Raw genomic sequence first — 25,361 nt, forward strand, 5'->3', positions numbered from 1 at the left:
TCGGGCAGGGGGGTAGGTCGATGACAAGTGTTGACCTATTCCCTGCGAGTGAGTACTATACCGCTCGTCTGAAAGAGATGGGGCCTTAGCTCAGCTGGGAGAGCGCAACACTGGCAGTGTTGAGGTCAGCGGTTCGATCCCGCTAGGCTCCACCAATACTTTTTGACAGTTGCATTACTGCGTCCCATTCGTCTAGTGGTCTAGGACACCGCCCTTTCACGGCGGTAACAGGGGTTCGAACCCCCTATGGGACGCCATTTATTGTTAATGCAGTGCTTTTCACACCGTTGAAGCGGTTGAAGACTTATTAAGAGGACGCCTTTTGTGGTGTCTTTTTTTTTGCTCGTTTTGCTCGCTTTGTGGTGCTTGTCCGTTTTGCCTGTGCGGTATTATGTCAAGCCTTTCTGCGCCTCTGTGATGACAAAATTGTGCGTTTTTGTGCTTGACTTGTCCACTTTTTCTCCTCTGCCTGTTTATTGTGTGAATAAACCGTCCCTTGGCCCTTGTGGTTACGGCGCTCTTTTATTTGTTCATAAAAATCAATAAGTTATGCTAGGTCAAAAAACAACCAATCTAAGGCAGGCCCGCTAGATACGGTGGCTTGCGGGTCATTTTAAATGCTTTTCAACAGGTTTATGCACAGAATGTGTGGAAAAGATTTTTCGCTGCTGGCACAAGGCGTTGGTGGCTGTGGGTGAGCCCTGTGCAAGCAGGGTGATTCTCGCCGTTACGCCGTCTTTGGGGCTGTTAGTGGCGTGGTGCTCAAGGGGTTAGGCGCTTGCGTAATGATGACGTGTCCCAGCGCCCACCGCCCATAGCCTGAATATCGGCGTAAAACTGGTCTACCAAGGCTGTAATAGGGAGGCTGGCGCCGAGCTTTCGCGCTTGCTCTAGACAGATTCCGAGATCTTTACGCATCCAGTCTACGGCAAAGCCATGATCATAGCTGTCGGCAATCATTGTGCTGTGGCGATTTTCCATCTGCCAAGAGCCGGCAGCGCCTTGGGAAATGACGTCAATGACTCGCTGCTGGTCGAGCTCGGCGAGCTCTGCAAAGTGTAGTCCTTCAGAAAGGGCTTGTATCAAGCCGCCAATACAGATCTGGTTAACCATTTTGGTCAGCTGGCCACTGCCGGCAGGTCCCATCAGGGTGACGGCGCGCGCGTAGTGTTGCAGTACCGGTTCAGCGCGTCGAAAATCGTTGTCGTCACCGCCGCACATAATGGTCAGTGCGCCATTTTCTGCGCCTTGCTGGCCGCCCGAAACAGGGGCGTCGAGAAAGCCTACGCTATGCTCACGGCATGCGCTATCAAGTGCTTTGGCGAGTTCGCCGGATGCGGTGGTGTGGTCAATCAGCAGGCTGTCTTTGGACATGCCATGCAGGGCGCCATTAGGGCAGGTTGTCACTTGGCGAACGTCATCATCATTGCCGACGCAAATGAGTACCAGGTCGGCTCCCTCGGCGGCTTCGCGTGGTGTGAGGTGGTGGCTTCCCTCAAATTCTTTGGCCCAATGTATGGCTTTGTCAGTGGTGCGATTATAGACGCGTACGTTGAATCCAGCGCGAGCAAGGTGACCTGCCATGGGGTAGCCCATGACGCCAAGGCCGATAAAAGCGATGGTGGAAATTGTTTGCCTCATTAGTGCTTCTCCTGGGTGTTGGGCTCATGGGGGCAAAGTGAGCTGTGTGCAGATATAAGAAAGGCCGCACTGGGCGGCCTTGAGTTAAGGGGTGCTGCTGCTTAATAAGCGGGTAGTTTATGAGTGTCCGCTTACTTTGTAGGGTAGTCGCGCTTCGTATGCCCAGTATAGAGCTGGCGAGGGCGGTTGATCTTGTAGCTATCGCTGAGCATTTCGTTCCAGTGAGAGATCCACCCGATGGTACGTGCTACGGCAAAAATTACCGTAAACATGTTGGTGGGAATGCCCATGGCTTTCAGGATGATGCCAGAATAGAAATCTACGTTGGGGTAAAGCTGGCGCTCGATGAAGTACTCGTCTTCTAGGGCGATCTGTTCGAGGCGCTTGGCGATTCTGAGCTGAGGATCATCGGCTCTACCCAGCTGAGCCAGAACTTCGTCGGTAGTTTCTTTCATCACTTTGGCGCGGGGGTCGAAATTGCGATAAACCCTGTGCCCGAAGCCCATCAGCTTGAAGTTATCGTCTTTGTCTTTGGCTTTGTTGATAAAGCGCTGAATGTTTTCTTCAGAGTCATCGCCAATCTCGTCAAGCATGGCCAATACGGCTTCGTTAGCGCCGCCGTGAGCCGGCCCCCAGAGGGCGGCAATGCCCGCGCTGATGCAGGCGAATGGGTTGGCTCCAGTAGAGCCTGCTAAGCGAACAGTCGACGTTGAAGCGTTTTGTTCGTGGTCGGCATGGAGCATGAAGATGCGGTCCATGGCTTTGGCAAATACGGGGTTAACTTCGTATCTTTCGCAGGGCGTGCTGAACATCATGTGCAGGAAGTTCTCTGCATAGCCCAAGTCGTTACGTGGGCAGCGGAAAGGCTGGCCGACGTTGTACTTGTAGGACATTGCCGCGATGGTGGGCATTTTGGCAATCAGGCGAATTGCGCTGATTTCGCGGTCTTCAGGCTGAGTGATGTCCATGTGATCGTGGTAGAAGGCTGCCAGGCCACCGACGACACCGCATAGGATCGACATTGGGTGGGCGTCGCGCCGGAAGCCCTTGAAGAAATTGTTGATCTGGTCATGGACCATGGTGTGGTTGGTAATACGGCTTTCGAAATCTGTGTATTGTTCGTCATTAGGCAGCTCACCGAACAGCAGTAGATAGCACAGTTCAACATAGTTTGAGCTTTCGGCCAGCTGGTCGATGGGGTAGCCGCGATGTAGCAGCATGCCTTGTTCGCCATCGATATAGGTGATAGCGGACTGGCAGGAAGAGGTCGCCATGAAGCCGGGGTCGTAGGTAAAGATCCCTTGGCCGACCAGATCGCGGACGTCGACAACGTCAGGACCCATGCTGCCGGAGTAGACGGGCAGCTCGATTGCTTTGTCCAGACCATCTACAGTCAGCGTTGCTTTTCTGTCAGCCATGGCTGGCCTCCTCTCGAGTGGATTGTATGGTGATATGTTGCTGTTTAATTTAATTTGTTACCAAAAAAAGACCTGCTCACTATAAAACGGTATGACTAATTGTCAATTCTCTTTACGCAGGTGCAGCAAAGTTGAGCCGCTCTCTGTAACGGGTTGTTATCCGCCAATATGGTGCTCTGCATCATCATAGGCCTAGTAATACGGGCGGTTGACGGGTTTTGCCAGACTGTCGGTGTTTGCAAATGTCGTCAAGGAAAAGGAGCAGGCTTTCCACCATGGTCGAGGATTGGCGGGTCGCCATTTGTCATGCTGGGTGCATGACCTTATAATCTGCTGTCGCGACTGGCAGGAATTGGCAGCATTGGCTGCTAAAGCAATCGTTGTCTTTTCCACAAACCACCGCCCGTGTCACGCTCGCCTGAGCGTTCTTGTACGCGGGCCAAGAGAGTGTGAACAACGCCGTGAATAGCAAACGACCCGTAAATCTGGATTTAAGCACGATACACTTCCCGCTTCCCGCCTTGACGTCAATAGTGCATCGCATTACTGGCGTTATTCTGTTTGTTGGCCTCATCTTCGCTTTTTGGGCTCTCGACGCTTCCTTGTCGTCGCCAGAAGGGTTTGAGGCTGTGCGCGACACCTTGGCACATAATTTTCTGGCAAAGCTGATTGCCTGGGGATTGCTGTCAGCGCTGGGATATCACTTTGTGGCAGGCATCAAGCACTTGGTTATGGATGCTGACATTGGTGTGACCCTGGAGGGTGGCGTCAAAAAAGCACAGATCACTATCGTATTGAGCGCATTGTTGATCGTTCTGGCAGGAGTCTGGGTATGGTAACCAATATTACGAACCTCGGGCGTAGCGGTGTGTCCGACTGGTTGATTCAGCGTGTTTCAGCGGTAGTTATGGCCCTGTACACCCTGTTTATTGTGGGCTTTCTGCTGTTTAGCTCTGACCTGGACTACGCCACTTGGAGCGGCCTGTTCGCCCAGACCTGGATGCGTATTTTCTCGCTGCTGGCTTTCGTGTCGATAGCTGCGCACGCCTGGGTTGGTCTGTGGACAGTCACTACGGATTATATTAAGCCGGCAGGGATTCGTATCGCAGCCCAGTCCATCATCATCCTGGCCAATTTTGTGTTCTTGGTCTGGGGCATTCAAGTCGTGTGGGGAGCCTGATACATGTCCAATATGCGTAGTCTATCCTTTGACGCCATTATTATTGGTGGTGGCGGTGCCGGTTTGCGAGCTGGCTTGGAGTTGGCCAAGTCTGGCAAGAACACGGCCGTGCTTTCCAAGGTCTTTCCGACGCGTTCGCACACAGTATCTGCCCAGGGCGGTATTACCTGTGCCATTGCTTCTGCTGATCCCAATGATGATTGGCGTTGGCACATGTATGACACGGTTAAAGGCAGCGATTATATCGCTGACCAGGACGCGGCAGAATATCTGTGTACCGAAGGCCCTAAAGCGGTTTTTGAGCTTGAGCACATGGGGCTGCCATTTTCACGCTTTGATAATGGCCGTATTTATCAGCGCCCGTTTGGTGGTCAGTCGAAGAATTTTGGTGAGGGTGGTCAGGCAGCCCGTACCTGCGCGGCAGCTGACCGTACGGGCCACGCGCTGCTACATACGCTTTACCAGAACAATTTGAAGCACAACACGACCTTCTTGAACGAATGGTATGTTGTGGATTTGGTCAAAAATGCTAACGGCGATGTCGTGGGTTGTATTGCCATGGATATCGAGACGGGTGAAGTGGCCCACATTGAGTCCAAGGCAACTGTTCTGGCTACTGGTGGTGCCGGACGTATCTATGCGTCAACTACCAATGCGTTGATCAATACGGGTGACGGTGTTGGCATGGCGTTACGCGCCGGCTTCCCGATGCAAGATATGGAAATGTGGCAGTTCCACCCAACCGGTATTTATGGTGCGGGCACTCTGGTGACGGAAGGTTGCCGAGGTGAGGGTGGCTATCTGATTAATAAAGATGGCGAGCGTTTCATGGAACGCTACGCACCGAATGCCAAAGATCTGGCCAGCCGTGATGTGGTAGCCCGTTCCATGGTCATGGAAATTCTTGAAGGCCGCGGTGCTGGCGAAGATGGCGATCACGTGTTTCTCAAGCTGGATCATTTGGGCGAGGAAGTGCTTGGTAAGCGTCTGCCGGGTATCGTTGAGCTGTCCAAGACCTTTGCGCATGTTGACCCGGCCAAAGAGCCCATTCCTGTCGTGCCGACCTGCCATTACATGATGGGTGGTGTGCCGACCAATATTCATGGCCAGGCCATCATGCCTGATGCTGAAGGCAACGATCATATCGTTAACGGCCTTTTTGCCGTGGGTGAAGTGGCGTGTGTCTCGGTGCATGGCGCCAACCGCCTGGGCGGTAACTCGCTGCTGGACTTGGTGGTATTTGGTCGTTCGGCAGGTATGTTTATCGATAACGCCCTTAATGCGGGTATCGACTATCTTGCGGCTAGTCAGTCTGATGTTGAAGCCGCCATGGCGCGCATCAACCGCTGGAATGAGTCGGAAGAGGGTGAGACGGTCCCTGAGCTTAAGCGAGAGCTGCAGCAGATCATGCAGAATGACTTCGGTGTTTTCCGGAAGGAAGAAAACATGGAAGAGGGCGTGAAAAAGCTTGCTGAGTTGCGCGGGCGTATCGCCAAGGGCTACTTGCCGGATAAATCAGCTGTTTTCAATACGGCACGTGTCGAAGCGCTGGAGCTCGACAACATGATGGAAGTCGCTGAGGCAACCGCCATTTCTGCCCTGAATCGCAAGGAAAGTCGCGGCGCTCATTCGCGCTATGATTTTCCGGACCGTGATGACGTCAACTGGCTCAAGCACTCGGTATATTTTCCTGTTGAGAAGACACTCGGTAAGCGCGATGTCAATTTTGCGCCCAAGACTGTCGATATGTTTGAGCCAAAAATTCGCACCTACTAAGGGGAGTCACGATGTCCAATCTTCAGGTATCCCTGTACCGCTATAATCCGGAAACTGACTCTGCGCCGCACATGGAAGAGTTCGAGGTCGATACTCAGGGGCGCGACCTCATGGTGCTGGATGTGCTGCACATGGTGAAAGAGCAAGATAACAGCTTGGCGTTTCGTCGCAGCTGCCGTGAAGGTGTTTGCGGCTCTGATGGCATGAATATGAATGGTAAGAACGGGCTGGCCTGTATTACGCCACTGTCTGACGTGGTTAAGGGCGGTAAGCTGGTTCTGCGTCCCCTGCCTGGATTGCCAGTCATTCGTGACCTGGTAATTGATATGGGGCTGTTCTACAAGCAGTACGAGCGTATTCAGCCGTACTTGCAAAATAGCACCCAGCCGCCAAGCATTGAGCGCCTGCAGTCACCTGAAGAGCGCGACAAGCTCGATGGCCTGTATGAGTGTATTCTGTGCGCTTGCTGCTCGACATCCTGCCCGTCGTTCTGGTGGAACCCGGATAAGTTTGTTGGTCCGGCAGGACTGCTGCAGTCATACCGCTTTTTGGCAGACTCGCGTGACACAGCAACCCACGAGCGGTTGTCAGAGCTTGATGATCCGTTCTCGGTGTTTCGCTGCCGTGGCATCATGAATTGCGTGGCTGTATGCCCCAAGGGACTCAACCCGACACGCGCAATTGGTAAAATTCGTGACATGCTACTGGCTGATGCCACTTAAATCGTGGGCAAGAGATTGTTATGATGGTCACAGGCGCTGGTCTGTGACCTCATGTCGCAGTCTTGATCCATGAGATCATGCCGAGCCGGTGCTGATGGCACCGGCTTTGATCGTTAAAGCAGTGCAAGGAAGGTGTTCTAACACCGCCCAGGCCGTTGGCATTTAGACTGCATGCCGACACCACCCACTGAGTGCAGGGTGATTGAAAGATGCAAGAAGGCATAATGGAGTTAATGTTGCGTTCTTCCCACGTTAGCGGGGCCAATGCCCACTATGTGGAAGCGCTTTTTGAGCAGTATCTTGAGGAACCCTCCGCCGTTCCCGACGAGTGGCGTCAGTACTTTGATCAATTACCCCGACCAGAAGATGGATCGGGTGGCGATGTACCTCTTTCCCCAACGCGTGAACAGTTTTACCAGCTGGGCCAGCAGCGACGTGCAGCGATGGTTTCAGCGCCTGTCGGTAGCGATGAAAGCAAAAAGCAGGTCAAAGTTCTTCAGCTGATCAACGCTTACCGTTTCCGTGGACACCAGAAGGCAGATATCGACCCTCTGGACTTACGGGCTCCTAAGCCGGTGCCAGACCTGGATCTATCCTTCCACCAGTTGTCCAAGGATGACTTGGATACTGAGTTTCAGACTGGGTCTTTTTTTCTGGGTGTTGACAAAGCACCACTGAAAGACATTGTTGAAGCGCTAGAGCAAACGTACTGTCGCAGCATTGGCTGTGAATTTATGCATATTGTTGATACCGAAGAAAAGCGCTGGCTGCAGCAGCGCTTTGAGTCGGTGCGCTCGCAGCCAAAGTTCAGTAATGAAGTGCGGGAGCATGTGCTGGAGCGTTTAACGGCAGCTGAAGGGCTGGAAAATTACCTGGCTTCTAAGTATCCGGGTACCAAGCGCTTCGGGCTTGAAGGTGGTGAGTCCTTCATTCCGATGATGGACGAGCTAATTCAGCGTGCTGGTGGCTATGGCACCAAAGAAGTCGTTATTGGTATGGCGCACCGCGGCCGCCTTAATATGCTGATTAATATTCTTGGCAAGAACCCATCTGAGCTAATCGATGAGTTCGACGGCAAGCGCTTGGTCAAGCATGGCTCGGGTGACGTTAAGTACCATCAGGGGTTCAGTTCCAATGTCATGACCCAAGGGGGGGAGGTGCACCTTGCGCTGTCCTTTAACCCCTCACACCTTGAAATTGTTGCTCCTGTGGTCGTGGGTTCAGTGCGCGCTCGTCAAGATCGCCGCAGCGATCCTGATGGCGGCAAGGTGTTGGCGATCAATGTGCATGGCGACGCAGCGTTTGCTGGGCAAGGCGTGGTCATGGAGACATTCCAGATGTCTCTGACTCGAGCCTATGGCACGGGTGGTACGGTTCATATCGTGATCAATAACCAGGTGGGTTTTACGACATCAAACCCGCTGGATGCCCGTTCCACCGAGTACTGCACTGACATTGCCAAGATGGTTCAGGCGCCGATCCTGCACGTTAACGGGGATGACCCTGACGCGGTACTGCATGCGACTCAAGTGGCGCTGGATTATCGCCAGCAGTTCAAGAAAGACGTGGTGATTGATCTGGTTTGCTATCGTCGTCGCGGCCATAACGAAGCTGATGAGCCATCCGGCACTCAGCCGATGATGTATCGCAAGATCAAAGATCATCCGTCGTCGCGCACGCTGTATGTTGAACGCTTGGTCAAGCAGGGGCTGCTGTCAAGTGACGATGCTAAAGCGATGATGGAAACGTACCGTGAAGACCTGATGGCAGGTAATCACGTGGCGAATGCTTTGGTGAAAAAGCCGAACGAAGGGCTGTTTGTTGATTGGAAACCGTACCTGGGCCATGAATGGACCGGTGATACGGATACCAGCTTTGACATCAAGCGCCTTCAGTATTTGGCTGACCGCATGTGTCGCGTGCCTGACGGGATTGAAGTGCAGCGCCAGGTCGCCAAGATTTACGACGACCGTCGCAAGATGACGGCGGGCGGTATGGCGATTAACTGGGGTTATGCGGAAACCCTGGCCTATGCCACTTTGCTGGACCAGGGGCACCCTGTGCGTCTGACGGGACAAGACGTTGGGCGAGGAACGTTCTCGCATCGCCATGCGGTGATTCATAACCAGAAAGATGGCACGACCTATGTGCCGCTGCAGAACATAAATGAAAGCCAGCCACCGTTCGTCATTCATGACTCTTTCCTCTCGGAAGAAGCCGTGTTGGCGTTTGAGTATGGTTACTCCACTACGTCGCCTAACTATCTGGTGATCTGGGAAGCCCAGTTCGGGGACTTCTTCAACGGCGCTCAAGTGATGGTGGATCAATTCATTTCGTCGGGTGAAACCAAGTGGGAGCGTTTGTGTGGTCTGACCATGCTGCTGCCGCATGGTTACGAAGGCCAAGGGCCTGAGCACTCTTCTGCGCGCCTGGAGCGTTTCTTGCAACTGTGTGCTGAGCACAACATGCAGGTTTGTGTACCCACGACGCCCGCACAGATTTTCCATCTGTTACGTCGGCAGGTTATCCGCAAGTTAAGAAAGCCTCTAGTCGTGATGTCACCCAAGAGCCTGCTGCGTCACAGGGATGCGATTTCCAGCCTGGATGAGTTGGCCGAAGGCCGCTTCCAGATGGTTTTGGCTGATCAGGGAGAGCGCGACAAGGCCAACGTGGAGCGAGTTATCCTGTGTGCCGGCAAGGTCTATTATGACCTGGCGAGTTGGCGTGAAGAAAACAGCCGTGACGATGTCGCTATTGTGCGCCTTGAGCAGCTGTATCCCTTCCCAGCCGATGAGCTTTTTGAGGCGATCAAGGATTACACGAATATCCAGGATGTTGTGTGGTGTCAGGAAGAGCCACTTAACCAGGGGGCGTGGTATCCCAGCCAGCATCATATGCGCAATGGTGTTGAACGGTTGAAGGCCGGACTGGGCGGTAAGCTTAAGTTTGCCGGACGACCTGCGTCGGCAGCTCCCGCTTCGGGCTACATGTCCGTACACACTGAACAGCAGCGCCAATTGGTGGAAGACGCCTTTAATCTGTAAGGCGCTCACCAGGATGAGAGACGAGACAAGGATATAAAATGGCTACCGAGATCAAGGCACCCACTTTTCCGGAATCTGTTGCTGAAGGCAGTGTGGCCGCCTGGCACAAAAAACCGGGAGACAGCGTCGAGCGTGATGAGCTGATCGTTGAGATTGAAACGGACAAGGTCGTGCTTGAGGTGCTGGCACCCGAGGCGGGCACGCTGAGCGAAGCGCTGGTAGAGGAAGGCGACACGGTGACGTCTGAACAGTTGCTTGGCCGTATCGGTGAGGGAGGAGAGTCCTCAGCTGATAAAGGCGATGATAAAGAAGAGGCGAAAGCCAGCAAAAAAGCTGATGCTAAACCTGCAGCTGGCGGAAAGCAGCATGAAGTAAAGGCACCGTCGTTCCCTGAGTCGATCCAGGAAGGGACTGTGGCTAGCTGGACCAAGAAGGTCGGTGAGCCGGTCAAGCGCGATGAGGTGCTGGCTGAAATCGAGACTGATAAGGTCGTGCTCGAGGTTGTTGCTCCTGCTGATGGCGCTTTGAGTGACATCAAAGCGGAAGAAGGCAGCCAGGTTGAGTCTGAAGCCGTACTGGGCATTTTTGTTGAAGGCGCGGGCGGTGATGCGGGTGCTGGTGGTGAAGCGGCTGATGAGGCGGCAAACGACAGCCAGGCAAGTGGTGCTGAAGAAAGCGAAAGCCTTGACGGTAAGCCTGTTTCTCCAGCGGCACGCAAGATGATTGCCGAGCATGATCTTGATGTCAGCAAGGTAAAGGGTACCGGCAAAAATGGCCTGATACTCAAAGAAGACGTGCAGAAAGCGGTTAGCGAAGGTAGCGCCAAAAAAGCTGCTGCCAGTAATAAAGCTGCTGCAAGCACTGGCTCGCCAGCATTGGAAGGCGAGCGTATTGAGAAGCGCGTGCCGATGTCACGTCTGCGCCAGACAATTGCTAAGCGCTTGGTTCAGGCTCAACAGACTGCTGCGATGCTCACCACCTATAATGAGGTGGACATGAGCGCGGTGATGAATCTGCGTGCTCAGTACAAAGAAACCTTCCAGAAATCTCATGATGTGAAACTGGGCTTCATGGGCTTCTTCGTTAAGGCGGCATCCGAAGCACTCAAGCGTTTTCCTGACGTTAATGCGTCTATCGATGGTAGCGAAATCGTTTATCACGGCTATCAGGATATTGGTGTTGCCGTATCGACGGATCGTGGCTTGGTTGTGCCCGTGCTGCGTGATACTGAAAGCATGAAAATTGCTGATGTAGAAAAAGGCATCGTCGATTTTGGTAAGCGTGCGCGTGACGGCAAGCTGGGCATCGACGAGATGCAGGGCGGCACCTTTACGATCACTAATGGCGGTACTTTCGGCTCGTTGCTGTCGACGCCGATCATCAACCCGCCACAAACCGCCATTCTGGGAATGCACAAGATTCAAGATCGCCCGATGGCTGTGAAGGGGCAGGTTGAAATTCGTCCAATGATGTATCTTGCGCTGTCTTATGATCACCGCATGATTGATGGCAAAGACGCAGTGCAGTTCCTGGTAACTATCAAAGAGCTGCTTGAGGATCCGTCGCGCCTGCTGCTGGATATCTGATCCGCGAACGGTGCTACGATTTCCCTAGAAAAGCGCAAGACATAGGAGCAAAACATGGCCGATAAGTTTGATCTAATTGTTATTGGTGCGGGCCCTGGCGGTTATGTTGCCGCTATTCGTGCTGCGCAGCTGGGCCTCAAGACGGCTTGCGTCGAGAAGTGGCTCAATAAGGATGGAAAAGTGGTTCACGGTGGCACCTGTCTCAACGTGGGCTGTATACCGTCTAAGGCACTGCTTGAAGCGTCACATAAGTATGTCGAAGCTAAAGAAGATTTCAGTGACTTAGGTATCAATGCCAGCGACGTTAGTGTCGATGTCAAAAAGATGATGGCGCGTAAGAGCACCATTGTTAAGAACCTGACAGGTGGTATTGCTGGTCTGTTTAAAGCTAACGGCGTGACCGCGCTGGATGGCACAGGCAAGGTGGTTTCTGGCAAGCAGGTTGAGGTTACTGACCTGGATGGCAACGCGACCACTTATGACGCTGACAATATCGTGATTGCGGCAGGCTCCGTGCCGGTGGAAATTCCCCCGACACCGATGACAGAAGGCCTGATCGTTGACTCTACGGGTGCGCTTGAATTCCAGGAAGCACCCAAGCGTCTCGGCGTGATTGGTGCAGGCGTCATCGGCCTTGAGCTGGGTAGCGTGTGGAACCGTTTGGGCAGTGAAGTGACTGTTCTGGAAGCTATGGATGATTTTCTGCCGATGGTTGATTCTGCCATTGCCAAGGAAACTCAGAAACTGCTCAAAAAACAGGGCATGGACATTCGCATGGGTGCTCGCGTCACTGGGTCTGACATTAAAGACAACGAAGTTGTCGTCAAGTACAGCGACGAGAAAGGCGATCAAGAAGCGACGTTTGACAAGCTCATCGTGTGTGTTGGTCGTCGTCCTTACACTAAAGGTGTGATTGCTGATGGCGTGAGTATCGACCTTGACGAGCGTGGTTTTATTCACGTCGATGACCAGTGCCGTACTGGTGTGCCAACGGTCTATGCCATTGGTGACTGTGTACGTGGCCCGATGTTGGCGCACAAAGCATCAGAAGAGGGCATCATGGTGGCGGATATCATCGCTGGCCATAAAGCCCAGATGAACTACGATGCGATTCCGAGCGTGATTTATACCTCACCTGAAGTGGCTTGGGTCGGCATGACCGAGCAGGACGCTAAAGCGAAAGGGATCAAAACCAAAACGGGTGCTTTCCCGTTTGCGGCCAGTGGCCGTGCTATGGCCAATAATGCGACTGAAGGCCAGGCTAAGGTGATTGCCGATGCCGAAACCGATCGTATTTTGGGCATGCATATCGTCGGTCAGCATGCCGGTGAAATGATTGCTCAGGGTGTTATCGCTATGGAGTTTGGCTCTAGTGCTGAAGATTTAGCACTAACCTGCTATGCCCACCCGACCATGTCAGAGGCCGTACATGAAGCGGCCCTGGCGGTGGAAGGGCATGCCATTCATATGGCAAACCGCAAGAAAAAGCGTTAATTCGCTTTATATGAGAGCAGTCGCGCCGCCGTTAGGCGGCGCATCCCTTCCGGCCGATAGCGGAAGGAGGCGGTGGTAGCGAGGCGTTTTAGGTGCCAGCTATCGTTTCGAGTCACATGCAACCAATGGCATGAATCGATGAACCTTCACGAATATCAAGGCAAGCAACTGTTTGCCGACTATGGTCTGCCAGTTTCTAAGGGCTTTGCAGTAGATACCCCGGAAGAAGCAGCAGAAGCTTGCCAAAAAATCGGCGGCGACATGTGGGTTGTTAAAGCACAGGTCCACGCTGGCGGCCGCGGTAAGGCTGGCGGTGTCAAGCTGATCAAAAGTGCTGACGAAGCCCGTGATTTTGCCGAGCAGTGGTTAGGCAAGAATCTGGTGACCTACCAGACAGACGCTAACGGCCAGCCGGTATCCAAGATACTGGTTGAAAACTGCACTGATATTGCTAATGAGCTATATCTGGGAGCAGTGGTCGACCGCGCAACTCGTCGCGTGGTTTTCATGGCGTCTACTGAAGGCGGCGTGGAAATCGAAAAGGTCGCCGAGGAAACGCCTGAGAAAATCCTTAAGGCTGAAATTGATCCGTTGGTCGGTGCTCAGCCGTATCAGGCCCGCGACCTGGCATTCCAGCTGGGGTTGAGCGGTGATCAGATCAAACAGTTCACCAAGATTTTCTTGGGGCTGTCTAAGCTGTTCCATGATAAGGATTTGGCGCTGCTTGAAGTCAATCCGCTGGTGATCACCGACGAAGGCAATCTGCATTGCCTCGACGCCAAGATCAACCTAGATGGCAATGCGATGTATCGTCATCCAGACCTGCAGGCTATGCGCGACCCGTCTCAAGAAGATGAGCGTGAAGCTGAAGCCGCCGCGTGGGACCTCAACTACGTTGCCCTCGAAGGTAACATTGGTTGCATGGTTAATGGCGCGGGCTTGGCTATGGGCACCATGGATATCATTAAGCTGCACGGTGGCCAGCCAGCCAACTTCCTTGACGTAGGTGGCGGCGCAACCAAAGAGCGCGTGGCTGAGGCGTTCAAGATCATTCTGTCTGACGATTCCGTGCAGGCTGTTTTGGTCAATATCTTCGGTGGTATCGTGCGTTGCGATATGATTGCCGAGGGTATTATTGGTGCTGTTGAACAGGTCGGTGTCAATGTACCTGTTGTTGTGCGCCTTGAAGGTAACAACGCCGATTTGGGTGCCGAGAAACTGGCGTCCAGTGGTTTGAATATTATCGCTGCTACCAGCCTGACCGATGCGGCTCAGCAGGTCGTTAAGGCAGCGGAGGGCAAGTAATGAGCATCCTGATCGACAAGAACACCAAGGTCATCTGCCAAGGCTTCACTGGCGGCCAGGGGACCTTCCATTCCGAACAGGCAATTGCCTACGGAACTCAGATGGTTGGCGGTGTCACTCCAGGCAAAGGTGGTCAAGAGCACCTGGGTCTGCCGGTGTTCAATACCGTTAAAGAAGCCGTTGAGCAGACCGGTGCTGAGGCTAGCGTCATTTACGTGCCTGCGCCATTCTGTAAGGACTCGATTCTTGAAGCCGCTAATGCCGGTATCAAGCTGATCGTATGTATCACGGAAGGTATTCCGACTCTCGATATGCTTGACGTTAAGGTCAAGTGTGACGAGCTGGGTGTGCGTCTGATTGGCCCGAACTGCCCGGGTGTGATTACGCCGGGCGAGAGCAAGATCGGCATCATGCCAGGTCACATTCATCAGCCGGGCCGTGTGGGTATCGTTTCTCGCTCAGGCACCCTGACGTATGAAGCGGTTAAGCAGACCACGGATCATGGTTTTGGGCAGTCCAGCTGTGTGGGTATTGGTGGCGACCCGATTCCGGGCTCCAGCTTCATTGATATTCTTGAGCTGTTTGAGAAAGACCCTGCGACTGAAGCGATCGTGATGATCGGTGAAATCGGTGGTACTGCGGAAGAAGAAGCTGCTGCTTACATCAAGCAGAATGTTTCTAAGCCGGTAGTATCTTACATTGCGGGTGTTACCGCCCCTCCAGGTAAGCGCATGGGCCATGCTGGTGCGATCATCTCTGGTGGCCAGGGTACGGCAGACGAGAAGTTTGCGGCACTTGAAGATGCCGGCGTCAAAACGGTCCGCTCACTGGCCGAAATTGGCGACGCGTTGAAAGAAATTACTGGCTGGTAAGTGTTAGCTCAGTCGTAAAGAAAAAGGGCACCTTCGGGTGCCCTTTTTTATGAATTAATTTTAGTGATTACCCCAGTGTTGACTGACGCTGGAGTGGCTATGTTGTTAAGTGGCTATGTTGTTAGACGTCAGCTGGGCGGCCTACCAGCGAGCGAGTTTCTTCGCGTGCCTCAGTGAGTACAATGCGTGTGCTGTCACCTAATTTGAAGCGCTCTACGCCTTCAATCTGGATCCGGCCTTCTTTGTCGTCAATGACCACTTTATCGCGATCGCTGTGCATCAGTGGTGCCGGTATGAATACCGTCGCGCCGTTGGCAATCAAACGTACGCGCATACCGCCACGATTAATCGAAATAATTTCCGCGTCAAACGTCTCGCCCTCAACCGTCGCCGGTGTTAGGTAGCGAACATACAACCAGTCTTTGACGTCGCGCTCGGCCATGCGATTAAGACGACGGCGTTCGGTGAGCTGCTCAGTTGTGGCTTGGCTGGCTTCTGCCGGTGCCTGCTCACCTTTGAGCACGCGCTTAATCAGCCGGTGGTTGACCATGTCGCCGTACTTGCGGATTGGTGACGTCCAGGTAGCGTAAGCGGCAAGCCCTAAGCCAAAGTGCGGCCCAGGTTTGGCTGACATCTTGGTGAAACCCTGGAAGCGGCGCAGGCGCGCATCAAGCCAAGCATCGTCGCGGGCTTCGAGTGCGCGTTTGAGGTCTCGGTAGCGTGGCAGCTCAACCAAAGACTCGGGTTCGACGCTAATGTCTTGAGCCGTTAGGAACTCGTGGGCGGCGTCGGCTTTTTCGGGCTCAAACGCACGATGTACGTTGAAAATGCCGTGGCCAACGCTTTCTGATAGCAGCTGCGCACAGCAGGCATTAGCAACAATCATGGCTTCTTCGATCATACGATTAGCGATACGGCGGTGTTCTGTACGTACGTCTAATACGTTGCCTGCGGGATCAAGATCGAAGACATAGTCGGGGCGATCTTTGAATACCAGCGCGTGTTCAGCGCGCCAGGCACTGCGTGCCTCTGTCATGTCCTCAAGGGCCTTGAGCTGTTCGGCAATGACCGCGTCTGGAGTCCAGTTACCTTGCCCTTCAAGCCAGTCAGACACGTTATCGTAGCTGAGGCGAGCATGTGAGCGAGCGGTGGCGGCGAAAAAGCGGAAGTCACCCAGACTGCCATCGGCATTAACATTTAGTGTGCAGGCGAGTACAGGGCGATCCAGACCTTCTCGCAGGGAGCAGAGGTCGTCGGACAGCACTTCAGGCAGCATGGTGACGTTCTGGCCCGGCAGATACACCGTAAAGGCGCGAGTGCGAGCCTCTAGGTCGGCAGCATGGCCTTCTTCGACATAAGCGGTGGGGTCGGCAATCGCTACGCTGAGCTGCCAGCCACCCTCGGCGCGTGACTCAATGCGTAGTGCATCGTCCATGTCGCGGGTGCTTTCACCGTCAATGGTGAAAAATGGCTGTTCAGTGAGGTCTTCGCGAGCTAAGCCTTCGTCAAGTATTGGCCAGCTGTCACCCGCTTCGGGGCTGGCTTGTTCTAACGCATGGCGGGCCAGTGTGACGCGCCAGGGAACGGCGGGGTTGTCAGCCTTAGCGACCAGCTCATCAACTTGGGTAAAGAAGGCACGGTCATCAGGCTTGAGTGGGTGGCGCACCAAGCGGGCTACGACCCAGTCGCCGTCGCTCAAGCTGTCTTCATCTAGGTTGCGCTTGATGCGAGTTTTGAGCGGTTGTTTGATCGACGGGTGATCCGGCAGTACGGCAAGGCGACCTTCGCGCTTTTGTAAGCGCGCAATAAAGCGTTGCATGCCGGTTTCGATCAGGGTCTCAGGTTCGGCTGAGGTTTTCTCGCCTTCCTGGTGGATGGTGGCCTCAACGCGGTCGCCATGCAGCACTTTCTTCATGGCGGGCGGTGGTACGAAATACGATTCGCCAGCATCTGTTTCAAGGAAGCCGAAGCCTCGCTCAGTGGCTTTAATGACGCCTTCGGCACGGGGCGTGTTGTCACGCATCTGTTGCTTGAGTTGAGCAAGCATCGAGTTGTTCTGCAGCATGGTCACGATCGAGTGGCGGGATAGGATGGCTACTATACGGATTCCATTCGCGTCCGCCAAATCCCCCCGCCTTCTGCTTAAAGTGAGGCTTTTAACTCGCTGATCAAATGCTCACGGCGTTGCAGGGAAATCAAGCCATTATCGCCCAACAGGCTGGCCACTTCGCTAAGCAGGCTTTCAATGAGCAGCATGAAAGCACACATGCTGTTGCTAAAAAACAGGCTGTGATTAGGTACGAGAAAGCTGTGTTCGGCGACTGAGCACAACGGTGAGCTGATGGCATCAGTGAGGGCGATGATACGTATATGGTGTCGGGCTGCTATTTCTGCCGTGGCCAATACGCTTGGGGTGTAGGGGTAGCAGCTGGCAACCACTAGCACGTCGCCGCTGTTGAGCTGAGCTAAGCCATCCGCGATGCCTTGATGAGAACTATCGAGCATTGCCACATCGTTTCTGAGCATGCCTAACCCATAGGCCATAAACATGGCCAGTGAGCTGAATTGACGCACACCGTGTATACGAATACGGGGTGCTTGAGCCAGCAGTTCCGCACTTCCTGAAAGGCTTGTGGCATCAATAGAGCGCGTCAGCTCTGCCAAGTTGTCGCTTTCTTGGCGTGTCAGCTCGGTCATGCGTGTCAGGCCGTCGTGATCTGAGCCATGCTGGTCGAGCAGCTGTGATACTCGCTTACTGTAAAAGCTCTTATCTTGAGTCAAGCTGCGGCGGAAAACGTCCTGTAGCTGGGCAAAGCCTGAATAGCCTAAGCGTCGTGACAGTCGTGATAATGTTGAGGCGCTGACATTATGACGGTCCGCTAATTCACTGATGGTGGAGAATGCAGCTTGCTCTGGCAGCGTTATCAGGGCACCGAGTATGTGTCGAGCCGCCTTGCCCAGGGTTATTGGCGAATCACCGGCTTCAATAGCACTGAACAGCTGCTTGAGTTTAGTGAGCGTCTGCGGCGCTGTATTGAGCGTGGAAGACATGGAAAAGGCTCCGTGGCATTTTTATGCGATTCAATTTGCAAATTATTTTGCATCAAGCAAGAATGAAAATATATCTTTCTTTATAGTCTGTGTGATTGATTGCTATCGTCTGGAGTTCGCTATGAGCCATGCTACAAGTCATGTTTTTCATCGTCATTTAACGCAGTCCTATCCTACCGCTGTGGGTGGCGATGGCCCCTATTTGCTTGATGCCAGCGGCAAGCGCTACTTGGACGCCAGTGGCGGGGCGGCGGTCTCTTGTTTGGGCCATAGTGACCCGGATGTTATTGAAGCGATACGCGAGCAGGTTGGGCGTTTGGCTTACGCGCATACGTCTTTTTTCACCACACAAGTGATGGAAGACCTTGCCGACTTCCTCATTGAGCGCGCACCTGCTGGGATGAGTTCTGTGTATTTCGTATCCGGCGGTTCAGAGGCGGTAGAGGCGGCGCTGAAAATGGCTCGCCAGTATGCTATCGAAATCGGTCAACCCCAGCGGCGTCATCTGATTGCACGTCGCCAGAGTTATCACGGTAATACGCTGGGAGCCTTGGCCACCGGTGGAAATGCTTGGCGTCGTCGTCAGTTTGAGCCGCTGCTGGTTGAGGTTAGTCACGTTAGCCCTTGTTATGCCTACCGTGACCAGCGGGCTGATGAAACGCCAGAGGCCTATGGTGAGCGTTTGGCCCAAGAGCTTGAGGCCGAGATTCAGCGTTTAGGGGCGGAAAGTGTGCTGGCTTTTGTGGCCGAGCCGGTGGTTGGCGCAACAATGGGGGCAGTAACGGCGGTGCCGGGGTATTTTCGCCGCATTCGAGAGATATGTGACTGTTATGGAATTCTGCTGATTCTTGATGAAGTTATGTGTGGTATGGGGCGCACTGGCAGTTTGTTTGCTTGCGAGCAAGAGGGTGTGGTGCCAGACCTGGTGACAATTGCCAAGGGGCTGGGTGCCGGCTATCAGCCGATTGGGGCCACGTTGGTTAGCGAACGTATTCGTGATGCTATTGCTCAGGGGTCGGGGTTTTTCCAGCACGGTCATACTTATATCGGCCACGCGACGGCCTGTGCAGCAGCACTCGCCGTGCAGCGTGCCATCGAATCCCGCGGATTGTTAAGTCAAGTCAAGCGCTTGGGTGATGGATTACAGCAACGGCTAGTCGAGCGCTTTGGTGACCATCCCAATGTAGGGGATATTCGTGGCCGCGGTCTATTTCGTGGTTTGGAGCTAGTGGCTGAGCGTGATACCAAAATGCCATTTGATCCGTCACGTAAGCTGAATGCTGAGATGAAACGTACGGCCATGGAAAATGGCCTGATGTGCTATCCCATGGGCGGTACGCTGGATGGCGTTCAGGGGGATCATATTCTGTTAGCACCGCCGTTCATTCTTGATGACACTCACCTAGATGACATCGTCGACAAACTCGATAGTACGTTTAACGCCGTTCTCGGCAGATGAGCAAGGACCTAAGTATGGAAATTACCTCACGTCTTCCTGCGTTAGACGACGCCACAATGAGCGCTGATCAACGCCGTGTACTCAATGATATTCTCAACGGCCCCAGAGGCAACTTAGACGGCCCTTTTTTGGCTTGGGTACACAGCCCTGAGCTTGCCGATAACGCCCAGCAGTTGGGTGCTTTCTGCCGTTATGGAACTCAGTTGGAGTTGCGCTTGACGGAGCTTGCCATATTGGTGACTGCCAGCTGGTGGCAGTCACAGGCTGAGTGGCAGATTCATGCGCCGATTGCTGCCGAAGCCGGTCTTGATACGGCAGTCATCGAAGCGCTGCGCGAAGGGCGAGAACCCGATTTCAGCCGCAATGATGAGGCACTGGTCTATCAATTAGGAACCACGCTTTATCATACGCGACGGGTTGATGATGCACTTTATGCCGAAGCCGTAGCCGCGTTTGGTGAATCGGCAGTGGTCGAACTGGTGGGCGTGTTTGGCTATTACGCACTGGTCGCCATGACGCTTAACGTTTTTCACGTGCGCCGTGGCAATACACCACTGCCGTTTGCTGAGTCGTGAACGTAAAAGGGATTGCTAAAGACACTGGACGTCACGGGCGTTACTGAGGGTATGCTGTCGGTATCTTGAATGAACATGGATGAACCGGCGGCCATGGCTGACAGCACTCTGATTTTTTTGCTTCTTGGCGCGACCCTGGCTGCTTTTGTCTGGGGGCGCCTGCGTTATGACCTCGTTGCGTTGAGCGCTTTGCTTGCTGCAGTGGCGCTAGGCTTGGTGCCGGCTAATGAGGCTTTTCTTGGCTTTGGGCACCCGGCCGTCATTACGGTTGCTGCGGTGTTGGTGCTTAGCCGAGGCTTTGAACGTGCAGGCGTGGTTGACCTTATCGCCGGACAGACACTGCGGGTTGGCCGGCGGCCTATGTTGCAGATACTGGTGCTGACCAGCACCGTGCTGGTGTTGTCGGGGTTGATGAATAACGTAGGGGCGTTGGCGCTGATGTTGCCGGTCGCTTTGCGCATGGCACGAGAGCACGATAGCCCACCTTCCTTGCTGCTGATGCCGTTGGCTTTCGGTTCGCTGCTCGGTGGCTTACTCACACTGATTGGTACGCCACCCAATATCATTATTTCCAGCTACCGTAACACCCTGACGGGTAACGCTTTTGGTATGTTTGACTTTTTCCCTGTCGGCGCTGCAGTGGCAGTGGTGGGCTTGTTGTTTCTCGTGTTGGTGAGTGGGCGACTGGTACCTCGACGCATTGGCAGCACATCCACCGATGCGATGTTTGATACGGCCCATTATCTGGTCGAGTTAGATGTGCCTGAGGATGGCAAAGCGGTAGGCTGGTCGCTGAGTGATCTACGGGAATCGTTGGGGGATAACTTGCCGGTGCTCATGGTCGTGCGTGGCGAAAACCGTTATCCCGGTTATGCGTTTTATGGGCGGCTGCGCCCTGGCGATATTCTGTTGATGGAAGCTGGGCCGGACGAGATGAAGTTGCTGGCAGATAAGGCGGGGCTTAGCGTTGGCCATAAGAAGAAAGATAAAAACAAGAAAAAAGGCACAACTAGCGCTCTAGCTGAGTCAGCGGATAAAACGACTGACGCTGCTGTTGTGAAGGATGCGAAGGATGCTGAGCCGGAGTCGGCGCAGTTGAGCCAAACGCGTTCGAGCGTGGATACTGAAGATTTGCAGCTGATTGAAGCGGTTATTCGTAATGATTCATTGATGCTATATCGCACCGCGGGTCAGCTGCGGTTACGCAATCAGTATGGCTTACACCTTGTGGCGGTGGCGCGTGATGGCACACGGCTTAATCAGCGGCTGCGTGAAATCCGTTTTCGGGCCGGTGATGTTTTACTGCTCCAGGGGGATGAGCAGGGTATCGCTGAACGTCTCTCAACGCTGGGGTGTCTGCCGTTGGCGCGTCGAGACCTGGCGCTGGGGAAACCGCGGCGTATGCTATTGTCACTGGGTATATTTGCGTCGGCTATTGCCGCTATGGTGTTGGGGCTGGCGCCTGCCGCAGTAGCGCTTTCTTCGGCGGCCGTCATCTCGCTAATGGCTGGTGTCATGTCGCTGCGTGATGGGTATCAGGCGATTGATGGGTCGGTCATTGTGCTGCTGGGGGCGATGATACCTGTGGGACAGGCATTGGAAACCAGTGGAGGGGCGGCAATGATCGCCCAGTCGTTATTGCTGTTAGGTAATCAGTGGCCGATTGTGGCCACGATGTTCGGCTTATTCCTGATTGGTATGCTGTTGTCTAATGTGGTTAACAATGCGGCGGCGGCACTGCTGATGGCACCGGTAGCTGTTAGCTTAGCTAAAGGGTTTGAGGTATCCATGGATCCGTTTCTAATGGTTGTGGCCGTCAGTGCATCTTGTGCTTTTATGACCCCTATTGGCCATCAGTCCAATACATTGGTGATGGGGCCTGGAGGCTATCGTTTCGGTGACTACTGGAAGCTGGGCTTGCCAATATCATTACTTGTCATGTTGGTGGCAGTGCCTATGGTGTTGTTGGTCTGGCCTCTTTGAGAGTGGCTGTATTGAATGCATGAAAAAGGCCTGAGCCCGAGATGTTACCGGGTTCAGGCCTTCGTCGTTGAGGGCACTGACGGCTAGAGGGCCGTCAGACGGACTCAGGCTGGCTGATGACGGAGCACCTTGGACTTGTCTATGACAAAGGCGTCGTAGTCGAAGTCATCGACGGTCAGCATTTCTAGTACCCTGTGCTCTCGCTCACGCATAAAGTTAGCGTCTTCCTCGCTGAGAATGCCCTTGTTTAATGCAGCGTCTACGCGTTCTTCGGGGTGTAAGGCATCGGCGGGCAGCTCACCTTTTGCGTAGGCTTTGTTGACTTTACGATAGAGCGCTTCGGCACGCTCCTGAGTTGACAGCAAGTCGTTATAGTTGGCCAGCGGGTTATCTTGAACCCCATCAGCCTGATCCCAGGTGTTGTGTAACAGCTTGCTGCGTAATGCACTGTCGTTAGATATTGCGTTAGCAATATTACGGGCCAGCTTATCGTTCGGGCGTTTCCAGCGGCGACCTCTCGGCATGATGATCACGCGTAGCATGTTGCCCAGCGCACGGTTTGGCAGGTTGTCAAATAGTTCATCAAAGGCTTGCTCGGTGCGATTCAGCAACCATTGGGCCGAATAATGCAGGAGTGCTTCTTCACCGTCTGCCGGTTCGCTTTCGTCCCACTGTTTGAGCAGCATACTGGCCAGATAGAGATTAGACAGCACGTCGCCCAACCGGGCTGAGAGCATTTCACGCTGTTTGAGCTTGGAGCCTAGGCTGGCCATGGCGGCATCGGCACACAGGCTGAAACCGGCTGACAGGCGTGCGATATCTTTTGCATAGCGTGCGGCGGGCGCGCTGAAAGGGACTTTGGGTCGACCGGCACCAAACGCCTGGCTGAAGGCGCGTGCAGCGTTGCCAAATATCAGGCCGATATGACCGAAGAATGCTTGGTCGAAAGCTGTGATGTCATCGTTGTCCTTGGCCGCCAGTTCGGCCAGCACAAAGGGATGGCAGCGAATGGCTCCCTGGCCGAAGATCATCAGGTTGCGGGTCATGATATTGGCGCCTTCTACGGTGATGGCCACCGGGTTGGCACTGTAACCGATACCGAGATAGTTGCGTGGCCCCAGTGTGACCGCCTTGCCGCCATGAATGTCCATGGCGTCGGCCAGAATCTGGCGCTGGAATTCGGTCAGCTGGCTCTTGAGAATTGCAGAGGGTACGGCGGGTTTTTGGCCATGATCAATGGTGTTGGCGGTTTGGTATACCGCCGCTTGAGCGATATAGCCTAAAGCGGCCATCCGCGCCAGTGGTTCCTGCACACCTTCCATTTCCGCAACAGGAACGTTGAACTGGCGGCGGATGCGCGCGAAGCCGCCGGTCCAGCCGAGGGCGTAGCGGCCGGTGCCGGTGGCGCCGGAGGGCAGGGTGATGCAGCGTCCCACAGACAGACATTCCACCAGCATGCGCCAACCTTCGCCGATCATTTCTTCGCCACCGATAATGGTGGATAGCGGTACAAACACCTTGTCGCCCTTGATCGGGCCGTTCAGAAAGGGGCTGCCGATGGGGTGGTGGCGACGGCCAATTTCCATGCCTTCGGTATCACGCGGCACTAGTGCCAGAGTGATGCCGCGGTCTTCTTCTGCACCAAGCAGGTGCTCAGGGTCAAATAGGCGGAAGGCTAGACCGACGACGCTGGCGATAGGTGCCAGAGTAATCCAGCGCTTCTCGAAGGTGAGTTCCAGACCCAGTATCTCTTCGCCATTAACGGTGCGTTTAACGACGGTGCCCACATCAGGTATTGACGTAGCATCAGAGCCAGCGCGTGGACCAGTCAAACCAAAACAGGGGATTTCTCGCCCATCAGCCAAGCGCGGAAGGTAGTGATCTTTCTGTTCTTCGGTGCCATATTTCAGTAGCAACTCACCAGGGCCGAGTGAGTTGGGTACGCCGACAGTAACCATCAAGGTTTCATTGACTGCAAGCTTTTGCAGTACTGTAGACTGAGCTTTAGCAGAGAACCCTAGGCCACCGTATTGTTTGGGGATAATCATGCCGAAAAAACGTTCTTTTTTCAGGTAATCCCACAGTTCCTGAGGCAGGTCGGCACGTTCTTTGGCGATATCCCACGCATTACACATGCCCGACGCTACGCCACACTGATGATCAACAAAAGCGCGCTCTTCGTCGGTAAGGCCGCTGTCGCTGAAGGCTTGCAGCTTGCTCCAGTCGGGGCGACCGGAAAACAGCTCGCCGTCCCAGGCGACGGTGCCGGCTTCCAGTGCCGTGCGCTCGGTAGCCGAGACCTTGGGGGCAATTGTTTTGAACATGTTGAATAGGCGTGGTGACAGCCATTTGATGCGTAGCGATGGCAGGCCACAGAGGGCAATTGCAGCGGTTGCTAGCAGCAGGATGATACCGATGACATTGGCATCAGCCAGAATGCCCACCAGCCCGAAAAAGCCAGTGACTAACATGGCGGGTATAGGCCCAGCCTCACTGCGCATTACGAACAGTAGGCCCAGAAAAGCCAGCACGAGTAGTACAAGTGTGGACATGACGCCTCCAGAATCTAGCGGAAAGTGAATTTTTACGTAACGTTAAATCAGTATTCGAACGAGTGTTTGAATTGTGTTTAGCCTAGCGTAAAGGAAGACCCGTGACTAGCCCAGAAAGCCAGTGCTGAGACCAGCTTACTATAATCTGCCTTAGAGCAAAGCCTGCCTCTGTACGAGGGGATTCGGCACGTTACGTTCCGTGCCGAGCGTGAGGGCGCATCAAGATACGCAGAGTTTATCGTTGCCGTGTAACGACGTAGCAAAATAGTGAGTGTAAATAGTGGGTTCGCGCTTGCCAGAAAGACAGGCGACGTGCATAATCTTGTCGCGTTGAATAGCCGCCGGGTGGTTTTGGGTATTCAGCAGCATTGATCTGGCTACGTAGCTCAGCTGGTTAGAGCACATCACTCATAATGATGGGGTCCCCTGTTCGAATCAGGGCGTAGCCACCAGATAGTAAAATGCCCGTTATCCATACTATTACTATGGTGGCGGGCATTTTTTTGTGCCTGCTTTATGGTGATGCGCAAAACTGGTCAGGCAATGTTGGGTAGAAGCACTTGTTTGGTGAAACTCTTGATAGGGTATTGACCTTACAGATGGTATCCGTATACTACGCCACGTGTTCGAGGTCATTCCCTGATAGCTCAGTTGGTAGAGCAAATGACTGTTAATCATTGGGTCGCAGGTTCGAGTCCTGCTC

At 53.9% G+C, this 25,361-nt stretch carries 17 protein-coding genes and 3 tRNA genes; 15 read left to right on the top strand and 5 right to left on the bottom strand.

Annotation, left to right across the window (positions count from 1 at the left end):
* Positions 1-79: 79 nt before the first annotated feature.
* A tRNA-Ala gene (locus tag H616_RS0111610) sits at positions 80-155 on the top strand.
* Between the two features lie 26 nt (positions 156-181).
* A tRNA-Glu gene (locus H616_RS0111615) sits at positions 182-257 on the top strand.
* A gap of 505 nt (positions 258-762) precedes the next feature.
* Here H616_RS0111615 and H616_RS0111620 read toward each other — a convergent pair.
* Together H616_RS0111620 and gltA are read right to left on the bottom strand one after the other, a co-directional pair.
* Positions 763-1,641, bottom strand: a complete 879-nt coding sequence (locus tag H616_RS0111620) for an NAD(P)-dependent oxidoreductase (RefSeq protein WP_027967520.1) — start codon at positions 1,639-1,641, stop codon at positions 763-765.
* A 131-nt stretch (positions 1,642-1,772) separates the two neighbouring features.
* Positions 1,773-3,059: a citrate synthase gene (gene gltA / locus H616_RS0111625; protein WP_027967521.1), complete on the bottom strand. Its 1,287-nt coding sequence runs from the start codon at positions 3,057-3,059 to the stop codon at positions 1,773-1,775.
* A gap of 461 nt (positions 3,060-3,520) precedes the next feature.
* On the opposite strand from gltA, the gene sdhC reads away from it, so the two are divergent.
* From sdhC to sucD, 9 genes are all read left to right on the top strand, one after another.
* The gene (gene sdhC / locus H616_RS0111630) at positions 3,521-3,898 is read left to right on the top strand and encodes a succinate dehydrogenase, cytochrome b556 subunit (protein WP_205619087.1); all 378 of its coding nucleotides are present in this window, start codon (positions 3,521-3,523) and stop codon (positions 3,896-3,898) included.
* Positions 3,892-4,239, top strand: coding sequence for a succinate dehydrogenase, hydrophobic membrane anchor protein (sdhD, locus tag H616_RS0111635; protein ID WP_027967523.1), 348 nt, complete (start codon positions 3,892-3,894; stop codon positions 4,237-4,239). Before sdhC ends, sdhD begins: the two co-directional genes overlap by 7 nt.
* Before the next feature lie 3 nt (positions 4,240-4,242).
* Positions 4,243-6,015 (top strand): succinate dehydrogenase flavoprotein subunit, encoded by a 1,773-nt coding sequence (gene sdhA / locus H616_RS0111640; protein WP_027967524.1) that lies wholly within the window; start codon positions 4,243-4,245, stop codon positions 6,013-6,015.
* Positions 6,016-6,026: 11 nt separating this feature from the next.
* Entirely contained in the window at positions 6,027-6,737 is a 711-nt protein-coding gene (locus tag H616_RS0111645; RefSeq protein ID WP_027967525.1) for a succinate dehydrogenase iron-sulfur subunit, read from the top strand.
* A 209-nt stretch (positions 6,738-6,946) separates the two neighbouring features.
* A complete protein-coding gene (locus H616_RS0111650; RefSeq protein ID WP_027967526.1) occupies positions 6,947-9,781 on the top strand; it encodes a 2-oxoglutarate dehydrogenase E1 component in 2,835 nt (944 codons plus the stop codon).
* A gap of 38 nt (positions 9,782-9,819) precedes the next feature.
* Positions 9,820-11,367: a 2-oxoglutarate dehydrogenase complex dihydrolipoyllysine-residue succinyltransferase gene (odhB, locus tag H616_RS0111655; RefSeq protein ID WP_027967527.1), complete on the top strand. Its 1,548-nt coding sequence runs from the start codon at positions 9,820-9,822 to the stop codon at positions 11,365-11,367.
* 54 nt (positions 11,368-11,421) lie between these two features.
* Positions 11,422-12,861, top strand: coding sequence for a dihydrolipoyl dehydrogenase (gene lpdA, locus H616_RS0111660; RefSeq protein WP_027967528.1), 1,440 nt, complete (start codon positions 11,422-11,424; stop codon positions 12,859-12,861).
* A 138-nt stretch (positions 12,862-12,999) separates the two neighbouring features.
* Entirely contained in the window at positions 13,000-14,166 is a 1,167-nt protein-coding gene (sucC, locus tag H616_RS0111665) for an ADP-forming succinate--CoA ligase subunit beta (protein ID WP_027967529.1), read from the top strand.
* Complete coding sequence (sucD, locus tag H616_RS0111670) at positions 14,166-15,038, top strand: succinate--CoA ligase subunit alpha (protein WP_027967530.1); 873 nt, start codon at positions 14,166-14,168, stop codon at positions 15,036-15,038. Before sucC ends, sucD begins: the two co-directional genes overlap by 1 nt.
* A gap of 121 nt (positions 15,039-15,159) precedes the next feature.
* Here sucD and H616_RS0111675 read toward each other — a convergent pair whose 3' ends face one another.
* Positions 15,160-17,103: an exoribonuclease II gene (locus tag H616_RS0111675; RefSeq protein ID WP_027967531.1), complete on the bottom strand. Its 1,944-nt coding sequence runs from the start codon at positions 17,101-17,103 to the stop codon at positions 15,160-15,162.
* 77 nt (positions 17,104-17,180) lie between these two features.
* Positions 17,181-18,089 carry a MurR/RpiR family transcriptional regulator gene (locus H616_RS0111680; protein WP_027967532.1) on the bottom strand — a complete coding sequence of 303 codons (909 nt, stop codon included), beginning with the start codon at positions 18,087-18,089 and terminating at the stop codon, positions 17,181-17,183.
* Positions 18,090-18,210: 121 nt separating this feature from the next.
* Between H616_RS0111680 and H616_RS0111685 the strand changes: the two genes are divergently transcribed.
* From H616_RS0111685 to H616_RS0111695, 3 genes are all read left to right on the top strand, one after another.
* On the top strand, positions 18,211-19,548 hold the full coding sequence (locus tag H616_RS0111685) for an aspartate aminotransferase family protein (RefSeq protein WP_027967533.1): 1,338 nt from the start codon (positions 18,211-18,213) through the stop codon (positions 19,546-19,548).
* Positions 19,549-19,562: 14 nt separating this feature from the next.
* The gene (locus tag H616_RS0111690) at positions 19,563-20,123 is read left to right on the top strand and encodes a carboxymuconolactone decarboxylase family protein (protein WP_027967534.1); all 561 of its coding nucleotides are present in this window, start codon (positions 19,563-19,565) and stop codon (positions 20,121-20,123) included.
* Between the two features lie 69 nt (positions 20,124-20,192).
* The gene (locus H616_RS0111695) at positions 20,193-22,106 is read left to right on the top strand and encodes an SLC13 family permease (protein ID WP_240470586.1); all 1,914 of its coding nucleotides are present in this window, start codon (positions 20,193-20,195) and stop codon (positions 22,104-22,106) included.
* 104 nt (positions 22,107-22,210) lie between these two features.
* Here H616_RS0111695 and H616_RS0111700 read toward each other — a convergent pair whose 3' ends face one another.
* Positions 22,211-24,658: an acyl-CoA dehydrogenase gene (locus H616_RS0111700; RefSeq protein ID WP_027967536.1), complete on the bottom strand. Its 2,448-nt coding sequence runs from the start codon at positions 24,656-24,658 to the stop codon at positions 22,211-22,213.
* Between the two features lie 375 nt (positions 24,659-25,033).
* Between H616_RS0111700 and H616_RS0111705 the strand changes: the two genes are divergently transcribed.
* Positions 25,034-25,110: transfer RNA gene (locus tag H616_RS0111705), tRNA-Met, on the top strand.
* Positions 25,111-25,361: the final 251 nt, after the last annotated feature.

This window comes from Halomonas halocynthiae DSM 14573 (genome assembly GCF_000425725.1).
Lineage (GTDB): Bacteria > Pseudomonadota > Gammaproteobacteria > Pseudomonadales > Halomonadaceae > Halomonas > Halomonas halocynthiae.

Bases quoted from the DNA above. Each gene is read 5' to 3' on its own strand.
- H616_RS0111620 (WP_027967520.1), bottom strand. From the start codon at position 1,641: ATGAGGCAAACAATTTCCACCATCGCTTTTATCGGCCTTGGCGTCATG.
- lpdA (WP_027967528.1), top strand. From the start codon at position 11,422: ATGGCCGATAAGTTTGATCTAATTGTTATTGGTGCGGGCCCTGGCGGT.
- sucD (WP_027967530.1), top strand. From the start codon at position 14,166: ATGAGCATCCTGATCGACAAGAACACCAAGGTCATCTGCCAAGGCTTC.
- sdhD (WP_027967523.1), top strand. From the start codon at position 3,892: ATGGTAACCAATATTACGAACCTCGGGCGTAGCGGTGTGTCCGACTGG.
- H616_RS0111650 (WP_027967526.1), top strand. From the start codon at position 6,947: ATGCAAGAAGGCATAATGGAGTTAATGTTGCGTTCTTCCCACGTTAGC.
- H616_RS0111700 (WP_027967536.1), bottom strand. From the start codon at position 24,658: ATGTCCACACTTGTACTACTCGTGCTGGCTTTTCTGGGCCTACTGTTC.
- gltA (WP_027967521.1), bottom strand. From the start codon at position 3,059: ATGGCTGACAGAAAAGCAACGCTGACTGTAGATGGTCTGGACAAAGCA.
- H616_RS0111680 (WP_027967532.1), bottom strand. From the start codon at position 18,089: ATGTCTTCCACGCTCAATACAGCGCCGCAGACGCTCACTAAACTCAAG.
- sucC (WP_027967529.1), top strand. From the start codon at position 13,000: ATGAACCTTCACGAATATCAAGGCAAGCAACTGTTTGCCGACTATGGT.
- H616_RS0111685 (WP_027967533.1), top strand. From the start codon at position 18,211: ATGAGCCATGCTACAAGTCATGTTTTTCATCGTCATTTAACGCAGTCC.
- sdhA (WP_027967524.1), top strand. From the start codon at position 4,243: ATGTCCAATATGCGTAGTCTATCCTTTGACGCCATTATTATTGGTGGT.
- H616_RS0111690 (WP_027967534.1), top strand. From the start codon at position 19,563: ATGGAAATTACCTCACGTCTTCCTGCGTTAGACGACGCCACAATGAGC.
- odhB (WP_027967527.1), top strand. From the start codon at position 9,820: ATGGCTACCGAGATCAAGGCACCCACTTTTCCGGAATCTGTTGCTGAA.
- H616_RS0111645 (WP_027967525.1), top strand. From the start codon at position 6,027: ATGTCCAATCTTCAGGTATCCCTGTACCGCTATAATCCGGAAACTGAC.
- H616_RS0111675 (WP_027967531.1), bottom strand. From the start codon at position 17,103: ATGCTGCAGAACAACTCGATGCTTGCTCAACTCAAGCAACAGATGCGT.
- H616_RS0111695 (WP_240470586.1), top strand. From the start codon at position 20,193: ATGAACATGGATGAACCGGCGGCCATGGCTGACAGCACTCTGATTTTT.